Below are 8,567 nucleotides of genomic sequence, written 5' to 3'. Positions count from 1 at the left end.
GTGGGGGAGATGTCCGGCAGGACAGAGGGGGCGCGAAGGAATGAGGCGTCTCGCATTGGCGAAACGCGACAAGACGAGACAGCTAATTATACAGCCGCATCGATAGCCCGAGCGATGCAGGCAGCGGGTTCCACCAGCCGGTGCGCAGGCCGGCGATGCGCAAGGCCGCCGCCGTCCAGGTGTTGCAGCCGACCAGTGCGTTGAAATGGCCATTGGCTTCGTAGAAGCCGTCGAACCTGGAATAGGCTGCGTCCGGAACGAGGGTCGGGCCTTTCGGTCCCCGCTGGAAACTTGCATCGATGAAATCGAGCAACGCCGTGAACCGATCCTCGGTGATGTCGAACCCCGCGATATCGGGGCGCGGTTCGACGATGTCACCGGCGACATCGACATGCATGACCGACGCGTCGAGTGTCAGTGCCTTCATCACCGGCACCGCCTTCAGCTCGGACCATGTCGGCGTCTCCAGGTAGAAGGCGCGGCCGCCCCAGCCGAAGACGATGTAGCGGACCTCCGGCCTGTCGGCCGGTATGCCCGCGTCGACCAGGAAATGGAAACGCCGGCGCACGGCGTCATCGACCGGGATGGCGATATCGGTGTGGATCGGATTGTTCAGCACCAGGATGTGGCGTGTCGCGGCTGGCACGGCGGCGGCGGCCGGCCACAGCGGCCGTGGCAAGAAGGTGCCCGTCATCACGGCGAGTGCGACGAGAACCAACAGAAGACCCAGAAAACGTCCCAGTCTTTTCATTGAAAGGCGGCCCTGCAAACGCACTCCGGCGACACGAACGCCCGCCTGTTCTCCCATACGCAAAAGAGCCCGGCAGTGTTTCAGCCGGGCTCTTCGTGGCCGTCGAGGCCTAGTGCAGGATCTGCGACAGGAACAGCTTCGTGCGCTCGTGGCGCGGGTGGTCGAAGAACTCGGCCGGCGTGTTCTGCTCGACGATCTGGCCCTGGTCCATGAAGATCACCCGGTTGGCGACCTTGCGGGCGAAGCCCATCTCGTGGGTGACACACAGCATGGTCATGCCTTCCTCGGCAAGGCCGACCATGGTCTCCAGCACTTCCTTGATCATCTCCGGATCGAGCGCCGAGGTCGGCTCATCGAACAGCATGATGCGCGGGTTCATGCACAGCGAGCGGGCGATCGCCACACGCTGCTGCTGGCCACCGGAAAGCTGGCCGGGATATTTGTTGGCCTGTTCCGGGATCTTGACGCGCTTGAGGAAATGCATGGCGATTTCCTCGGCCTGCTTCTTCGGCGTCTTGCGTACCCAGATCGGCGCCAGCGTGCAGTTCTCCAGGATGGTCAGGTGCGGGAACAGGTTGAAGTGCTGGAACACCATGCCGACCTCGCGGCGCACCTCGTCGATCTTCTTGAGATCGTTGGTCAGTTCCTTGCCGTCGACGATGATCTTGCCCTTCTGGTGCTCCTCCAGACGGTTGATGCAGCGGATCATGGTCGATTTGCCGGAGCCGGAGGGGCCGCAGATGACGATGCGCTCGCCGCGCATCACTTTCAGGTTGATGTCCTTCAGCACATGGAACTCGCCATACCATTTGTGCATGGCGATGATGTCGATGGCGACATCGGTCGTCGAAATCTGCATCTTGGCGGCGTTGACCTTGATCTCTTCGGCGCTGACGGCATTTTCGGTGGCCATGACAGGATCCCCTTTTTCTTTATCGTTGGTTGTGATGCATGTCGTTATCCCAAAACCGCTATACACTTTTGGGCGACATGCATCAGCGTTTGTGGCCGGTGTCGAGCCGGCGTTCGGTGTACATTGAATAGCGCGACATGCCGAAGCAGAACAGCCAGAAGACGAAGGCCGCGAAGATCAGGCCTGACCTCGCCGTCTGCGCGGTTGCCCAGTTTGCATCGGAGAAATTCTGTTTGACGATGCCGAGCAGGTCGAACATCGAGATGATGATGACCAGGCTGGTGTCCTTGAACATGCCGATGAAGGTGTTGACGATGCCCGGAATGACCAGTTTCAGCGCCTGCGGCATGACGATGAAATACATTTTCTGCCAATAGCCGAGACCGAGCGAATCGGCACCTTCATACTGGCCCTTGGGGATCGCCTGCAGGCCGCCGCGCACCACTTCGGCCATATAGGCCGCGGCAAACAGCGACACGCCGATCAGCGCGCGCAGGAACTTGTCGAACGACACACCCTCCGGCAGGAACAGCGGCAGCATGACGCTGGCGAAGAACAGCACGGTGATCAGCGGGATGCCGCGCACCGTCTCGATGAAGACGACGCACAGCGTCTTGATGATCGGCATCTTGGAACGGCGGCCGAGCGCCAGCACGATGCCGAGCGGCAGCGACACGGCAATGCCGACGAAAGACAGGCTGAGCGTCACCAAGAGCCCACCCCAAAGCGAGGTCTCGACATGCGGCAGGCCGAACATGCCGCCGACCAGCAGGACGAAGGCGACGATCGGCAGCACGAAGAACAGCAGCACCGCATTCAGCCCTTTGCGCGGCACCTTCGGGATAAGCATCGGCACCAGCAGCGCCACGAACAGGATAGCGACCAGGATCGGCCGCCAGCGCTCCTCGATGGGATAGCGGCCGAGCATGAACTGGCCGAACTTGGCGTTGACGAAAGCCCAGCAGGCGCCGGTCCAGCCATCCGGCTGGATGCCGCCTTGCGCCACCGTGGCGCATACGGTCCGGTCCGGTCCCGTCCACACGGCGTTGATGAACGCCCAATTGATGATCTGCGGCAGGATCATCGCCACCAGGGCGATGCCGACGATTGTCAAAATGGTGTCGCCGGTGGAAGCGATCAGGTTCTTGCGCACCCACGCACCGAGACCGGTGACGCCGGCCGGCGCCGGCTGCGCCAGCACCATTTCGGTGCGCACCCAGGACATATCATGTTCTTGCATGTCCTTACCTCACCTCTCCACCAGCGCCATCTTGGCGTTGAACCAGTTCATCACAAGCGAGGTCAGGAGGCTGATGGCGAGATAGATCACCATCATGATCACCACGCCCTCGACGGCCTGGCCGGTCTGATTCAGCACTGTCCCGGCGGTCGCCGTCAGGTCCGGATAGCCGATGGCGATGGCCAGCGACGAGTTCTTGGTCAGGTTGAGATACTGGCTGGTCAGCGGCGGAATGACGATGCGCATGGCCTGCGGCACGACGACCAGCCGCAGGATCGATCCGGACCGCAACCCCAACGCAGCGGCAGCTTCCGTCTGGCCCGCGCTGACACCCCTGATGCCGGCGCGCACGATCTCGGCGATGAAGGCGGCGGTATAGCAGGACAGCGCCAGATAAAGCGACAGGAACTCCGGCCGGACCTGGAAGCCGCCGGTCAGGTTGAAAGTCGACTGCTTCGGGTAGTCGAAACTCAGGGGAAAGCCGCTCAGCGCATAGGCGAGCAGCGGCAGCCCGACGATCAGCGCCGCGGATGTCCAAAACACCGGGAATTGCTGGCCGGTCGCCATCTGCCGTTGCCGCGCCTTGCGCGCGACGAACCACGCCATGGCGATGCCGACGAGCAAGGCGACGAAGATCAGCCAGGAGCCGTCGCCCCATACGGCGCGCGGAAAATAGAAGCCGCGCTGGTTGAGGAAGGAGCCGAACGGCAGGTTGTAGCTGTCGCGTGGTGCCGGCAGCACGGCCAGCACGCCGGAATACCAGAAGAAGATGACCAGCAGCGGCGGGATGTTGCGGAAGACCTCGACATAGACGGTGCAGATCTTCCGGATCAGCCAGTTCTGCGAGAGCCGGCCGATGCCGATGACGAAGCCGATGATTGTCGCGGTGATGATGCCGACGATGGCAACGATGAGCGTGTTGAGGAGGCCGACCAGAATGGCGCGGCCATAGGTCGAATCCGACGAATAGGCGATCGCGCTCTCGCTGATGTCGAAGCCGGCGCGGCCCTTGAGGAAGCCGAAGCCTGAAGCGATGCGCAGCCGCGTCAGGTTGTCGATGACGTTGTGGGCAATCCACCAGACGCCCGCCACCAGCAGCACGACGACCAGCACCTGGAAGAATATGCCCCGGATTTTCGGATCGTTGATGAAGGAGCCGCGGCTGGGCTCCTCGCGAAGTACGTCCTGCGATGCCATTCGACCGTCCCCTGGAAAGAGAAACCGGGAGGCAGATGATCTGCCTCCCGGATCACATTTCGATCAGCGGATCGGCGGCGCGTATTGCAGGCCGCCCTTGGTCCACAGCGCGTTGATGCCGCGCGCGATCTTCAGCGGGCTGCCCGAGCCGACATTGCGCTCGAACATTTCGCCATAATTGCCGACGGCCTTGACGATGTTGACCACCCAGTCATTGGAGACGCCGAGGTCGGTGCCGATCTTGGTATCGGCTTCCTGGCCGAGCACGCGCTTGATCTCGGGACTGGCCGAGTTCTTCATCTCATCGACATTGGCCTTGGTGATGCCGAGCTCTTCAGCCTGGAGCAAAGCGAAATAGGTCCACTTGACGATGTGGTACCACTGGTCGTCGCCCTGGCGAACGGCCGGTCCGAGCGGCTCCTTGGAGATGATCTCGGGCAGCACGACATGGTCGGCCGGCGCTCCCAGCGTCAGGCGGATGCCATAGAGGCCCGACTGATCGGTGGTGTAGACGTCGCAGCGGCCGGCGTCATAGGCGGCGTTGACCTCTTCCAGCTTTTCGAAGACGACGGGATTGTACTCCATCTTGTTGGCCTTGAAGTAGTCGGCGAGGTTCAGCTCGGTGGTGGTGCCGCTCTGCACGCAGACGGCGGCGCCCGAAAGCTGCAATGCCGAATTGACGCCCGGCAGCTTCTTGGCGTTGATCATGAAACCCTGGCCGTCATAGTAGGTGACGCCGATGAAATTCAGGCCGAGTGCCGTGTCGCGGTTGATGGTCCAGGTGGTGTTGCGCGACAGGATGTCGATCTCGCCCGACTGCAGCGCGGTGAACCGCTCCTTGGCGCTGAGCGGCGTGAACTTGACCTTGGAGCCGTCACCGAAGACGGCGGCCGCGACAGCGCGGCAGAAATCCGCATCGATGCCTTGCCAGTCACCCTTGTCGTCCGGTGCCGAAAAGCCGGCCAGACCGGTCGAGACGCCGCACTGGACGAAGCCCTTTGCCTTGACGGTGTCGAGCGTGGCCGCCGACGCGGCGGACGCCATCAATCCAAGCGTGGCGGCGCCCAGAATGCCGATAGCAATATGTTTCATGACCCACAGACCCTTTTCTCTGTTTTTCAGGAGTAAATCCTGATTTTTTTCTCCCGTGTGAACGCGGCTTCATCCCGGCCCATCCCAAAACCCCGCATCGTAACCGACGCGCCGCCTCCCATTCACAAATGTCATCGAAGGCGATAATTCCCGTGAGGTCAAGGGAAATGACCCAAACCCAAAGAGTTTGAAAACCGATTGCCGCAAATGCCTGATTTACAGACAAACGCGCCTGCGAATTGGTCAGCAGGGCCAATAAAGGCGGCAAGCTCATGCAACGCCAAAGCGGGGCCAATACGGGCCGCGGCAGCGAAATCCATCCCGGGCAATATCTCGTCGTTGTTGACCTCCGCGTGCGGCGAACTGCCAGGTCCCAAGATTGTCATCTGACGATTTACTGGCGGCTGCAGTCCAATACAGATCGCGGACGAAGACCGTTCTCAAAAAGCTTGAAAGACGATCCAGGTCCCGATGGCAGCCATCAACGCGCCTGAAACGCGCGGAATCAGCTGCCCGGTCGGCACCGTCTTCTCCAGCAGAACAAGGATGGCGATGCCGGCGATCCACAGCACGTTCATGACGCCACCGACGAACAGCAGGGCCATCAGCGCCCAGCAGCACCCCAGACAATAGGCGCCGTGATCGATGCCCAGCCGAAGCGCGCCGAGCGGAGCGGAGCGGAATCCGCCATGGCCGGCCAGGAACGCGATCGGCGCCTGACATTGGCGCAGGCAGACGCCCTTCATCGGCGTCCATTGATAGAGACCGGCGGCGATCAGGACGAGGCCGCCGAGGACCGCGCTGCCGGCCGCCATCGAGGGATCGAGCAAGGCAAGACGGGCGAGCAGCCATTGCGCACCGGTCGCCACGAGGCTGAAGACGACCCAGACGGCGAGGTAGCCGGCAAAAAACCATCCCGTCGAAGCGATGGGCCTGCCATCCGCCCGGGCCTTGCGGCCGACACCGGCATAGAGCAGCAACATCGGTGCGACCGAAGGCGTCATCATGCCGACCATCATCACCGCCCACATCGTGAAGATGAAGGCGAAATCGGCCAATGCCCAGGCCCGGAAGCCGGGCGCCACGGCGGCGCCCATATCCATGCCGGCCATACCCATGTTCGACCCGTCCATATTCGACATGTCCATTCCGGCCATGTCACCGCCTCCGCTGTCCGGCAAGGGGGAGCCGGGCATGACCATGTCGGCGGCGAGCCACAGCACATAGGCCCAGGCGAGCACGGCAATCACCACGAGCGCGGCCATCACGACCGCGCGATCGCGCCGCAGCACCGCCTCGAGGGCCGTATCGCCCATTGGATCAGGTCAATGCACGATGCCGCTCTGCGTAAGATGCAGATTGGCGAAATGGCTGTGCGTATCGGCCAGCTCGAACTTGATCGGGCCCGTCGCCTTGGTCCAGCCGCGCCCGACCTCGGCGATGGCGTATTCGAAGCCGTGCGGCAGGTCGATGCGCGCCTGGTGCGCGGCCCCGGTGACCGGATTCCGGATCGGTTCGCCGCGACCGTCGGTTATACCCTCGACATGCAGCTGACCGGTTCGCGCGTCGACGTCGATCTTGAATTCGATCGGAGCGAAGATCGGATCGTGGAATTTCTCCAGCGTGGTCGAGAAGACCTGGAATATCGTTGCGCCCGGCTCGGTGTCCAGACCGCCCAATATGCGAAGCAGCGCGCCACGTTGGGCTTCCGTCGCCCTTTCATCGATAATCACCGCGGCCTCGCCCCCGCCCTGGTGTATGGCGCCGGGCCAGCTGAAAATCCCGACGAACCGCAACCCGTCGAGCTTGGTGTCGCCGTGATGGCCGCTCTCGATTTCCATGCCGGCGACCGCTTGGCAGAATCCGTAGGTCGGCATGGCGTTGAACTGGCACGGGCAGCCATAGGCGCAGTTGCAGTTGATGAATTCGCTGGCCTTCATGGCCCATTTGACGTCCGGCATGTCATTCCTCCCTTGCCGCACTCACGCTTCATGAGCGCGGTCCGGATCGTGGAGGACCAGAAGTCAACCGGCAGCAACCATCCGGCAGCATCTGATCGAAGCAATCCGGCGATTAATATTAGCTATTAATCATATACCATTCACAGCCGCCCACAATAGGCCGATCGGCAAAGGTAGGACTCCGAGCAGCGATTCCGATTTGAACGGCTGAGGATCGACGCCGCGCTTAGGCCCAAGCTGCAGGGACCCGGCGTAACAGGGGGATATGAAGCCCAGGCTCGCACCAAGCTGCATGCCGTCGTAGATGCACTCGGCCTGCCGGTCCGCTTCGAGGTTGTGGACATCGCCATCAAGTCACTCCACTAACTTTCTTCCTCAATTAGAAAACGAAATTTCCGAATTATGAAGGACGCTTCCGTGATGCAGATTGGATTCTTGGGCCTGGGAACCATGGGCAAACCCATGGCCGCAAACCTTGTCAAAGCCGGATACAGGGTCCGGGTGTGGAACCGTTCGCAGGAGCCAGTTGCCGCTCTTGCCGCGCTCGGCGCCGAGATAGGAACCGATCCACGCCAGGCGGCCGAAGGCGCGTAGGTGCTCATCTCCATGCTCGCGGATGATGCGGCCACGCGCGCCGTCGTCATCGACGGCCAGGTGCTGGACGCACTGAAGCCGGGCGCGATCCACATCAACATGGCGACGGTCTCGGTCGCCTTCGCGAACGTAATGGAGCTACTGCACCGGGAAAAAGGCGTCGGGTATGTCGCGGCTCCGGTTCTCGGGCGGGTGAACGTGGCCGAAGCTGGTCAGCTCAACATCCTTGCGGCAGGTGATACTGAAGCTTTGGGACGCGTACAGCCGCTGTTCGATATTCTTGGGCAGAAGACATGGTGTTTCGGAAGCCAGCCCGAACAGGCCAACGCCATCAAGCTAGCCGTGAATTTCATGATCGGCAGTGCTATAGGGACGATGGGCGAGGCCGTGGCGCTCGCGCAAGGTTATGGTGTCCCCAAGGGCAATTTCATCGATCTGATCACATCCACGATCTTCGCCGCTCCCGTTTACAAGGGTTATGGCGGCGCGATTGCGGAGGAACGCTTCGAGCCGGCCGGCTTCAGGCTGACGCTTGGTCTGAAGGATGTGCGTCTCGCTCTGGAAGCCGGGGAGAAGGTCAACGTCCCGATGCCTATAGGCAGCGTTCTCCGCGACAATCATCTAGATAGCGTGGCGCACGGCGAAGGCCATCTGGATTGGGCCGCGCTGTCGCGTGTTTCCACGCGCCGTGCAGCGCAGCAGTGACCATAGCAGCAGAGGCGCCATCCTCCTTGCGCGGGCTTTCCATGCTGCTGGCCTGCGCATCCGGGCTGATCGCCGCCAACATTTATTATGCCCAATCCCTTGTCGGTCCGATCG

At 61.9% G+C, this 8,567-nt stretch carries 7 protein-coding genes and 1 pseudogene; 1 reads left to right on the top strand and 7 read right to left on the bottom strand.

From position 1 onward, the window contains the following. Window positions 1-82 precede the first annotated feature (82 nt). From EOC06_RS09635 to EOC06_RS09605, 7 genes are all read right to left on the bottom strand, one after another. On the bottom strand, window positions 83-751 hold the full coding sequence (locus EOC06_RS09635; RefSeq protein ID WP_128307606.1) for a TIGR02117 family protein: 669 nt from the start codon (window positions 749-751) through the stop codon (window positions 83-85). 109 nt (window positions 752-860) lie between these two features. Next, window positions 861-1,664, bottom strand: a complete 804-nt coding sequence (locus EOC06_RS09630) for an amino acid ABC transporter ATP-binding protein (RefSeq protein ID WP_013532420.1) — start codon at window positions 1,662-1,664, stop codon at window positions 861-863. An 82-nt stretch (window positions 1,665-1,746) separates the two neighbouring features. After that, window positions 1,747-2,904 carry an amino acid ABC transporter permease gene (locus tag EOC06_RS09625; RefSeq protein ID WP_027037850.1) on the bottom strand — a complete coding sequence of 386 codons (1,158 nt, stop codon included), beginning with the start codon at window positions 2,902-2,904 and terminating at the stop codon, window positions 1,747-1,749. A gap of 9 nt (window positions 2,905-2,913) precedes the next feature. Then, window positions 2,914-4,101 (bottom strand): amino acid ABC transporter permease, encoded by a 1,188-nt coding sequence (locus EOC06_RS09620; RefSeq protein WP_023814121.1) that lies wholly within the window; start codon window positions 4,099-4,101, stop codon window positions 2,914-2,916. 63 nt (window positions 4,102-4,164) lie between these two features. Further along, window positions 4,165-5,193, bottom strand: coding sequence for an amino acid ABC transporter substrate-binding protein (locus EOC06_RS09615; RefSeq protein ID WP_027037851.1), 1,029 nt, complete (start codon window positions 5,191-5,193; stop codon window positions 4,165-4,167). Between the two features lie 440 nt (window positions 5,194-5,633). Continuing rightward, entirely contained in the window at window positions 5,634-6,509 is an 876-nt protein-coding gene (locus tag EOC06_RS09610) for a DUF2182 domain-containing protein (protein WP_128307605.1), read from the bottom strand. 9 nt (window positions 6,510-6,518) lie between these two features. Next, window positions 6,519-7,154 carry a DUF1326 domain-containing protein gene (locus EOC06_RS09605; RefSeq protein ID WP_128307604.1) on the bottom strand — a complete coding sequence of 212 codons (636 nt, stop codon included), beginning with the start codon at window positions 7,152-7,154 and terminating at the stop codon, window positions 6,519-6,521. A 420-nt stretch (window positions 7,155-7,574) separates the two neighbouring features. Here EOC06_RS09605 and EOC06_RS09600 point away from each other — a divergent pair. After that, window positions 7,575-8,453, top strand: a pseudogene (locus EOC06_RS09600) (NAD(P)-dependent oxidoreductase). The last annotated feature ends 114 nt before the right edge of the window (window positions 8,454-8,567 follow it).

This window comes from Mesorhizobium sp. M7A.F.Ca.MR.362.00.0.0 (genome assembly GCF_004023175.1).
GTDB lineage: Bacteria > Pseudomonadota > Alphaproteobacteria > Rhizobiales > Rhizobiaceae > Mesorhizobium.
Note: the sequence above shows the minus strand (reverse complement) of the source record. Positions and strands in the feature narration are given on the sequence as shown.

Excerpts from the sequence above, each read along its gene's own strand:
- EOC06_RS09635 (WP_128307606.1), bottom strand. The coding sequence starts at position 751 with ATGAAAAGACTGGGACGTTTTCTGGGTCTTCTGTTGGTTCTCGTCGCA.
- EOC06_RS09630 (WP_013532420.1), bottom strand. The coding sequence starts at position 1,664 with ATGGCCACCGAAAATGCCGTCAGCGCCGAAGAGATCAAGGTCAACGCC.
- EOC06_RS09625 (WP_027037850.1), bottom strand. The coding sequence starts at position 2,904 with ATGCAAGAACATGATATGTCCTGGGTGCGCACCGAAATGGTGCTGGCG.
- EOC06_RS09620 (WP_023814121.1), bottom strand. The coding sequence starts at position 4,101 with ATGGCATCGCAGGACGTACTTCGCGAGGAGCCCAGCCGCGGCTCCTTC.
- EOC06_RS09615 (WP_027037851.1), bottom strand. The coding sequence starts at position 5,193 with ATGAAACATATTGCTATCGGCATTCTGGGCGCCGCCACGCTTGGATTG.
- EOC06_RS09610 (WP_128307605.1), bottom strand. The coding sequence starts at position 6,509 with ATGGGCGATACGGCCCTCGAGGCGGTGCTGCGGCGCGATCGCGCGGTC.
- EOC06_RS09605 (WP_128307604.1), bottom strand. The coding sequence starts at position 7,154 with ATGCCGGACGTCAAATGGGCCATGAAGGCCAGCGAATTCATCAACTGC.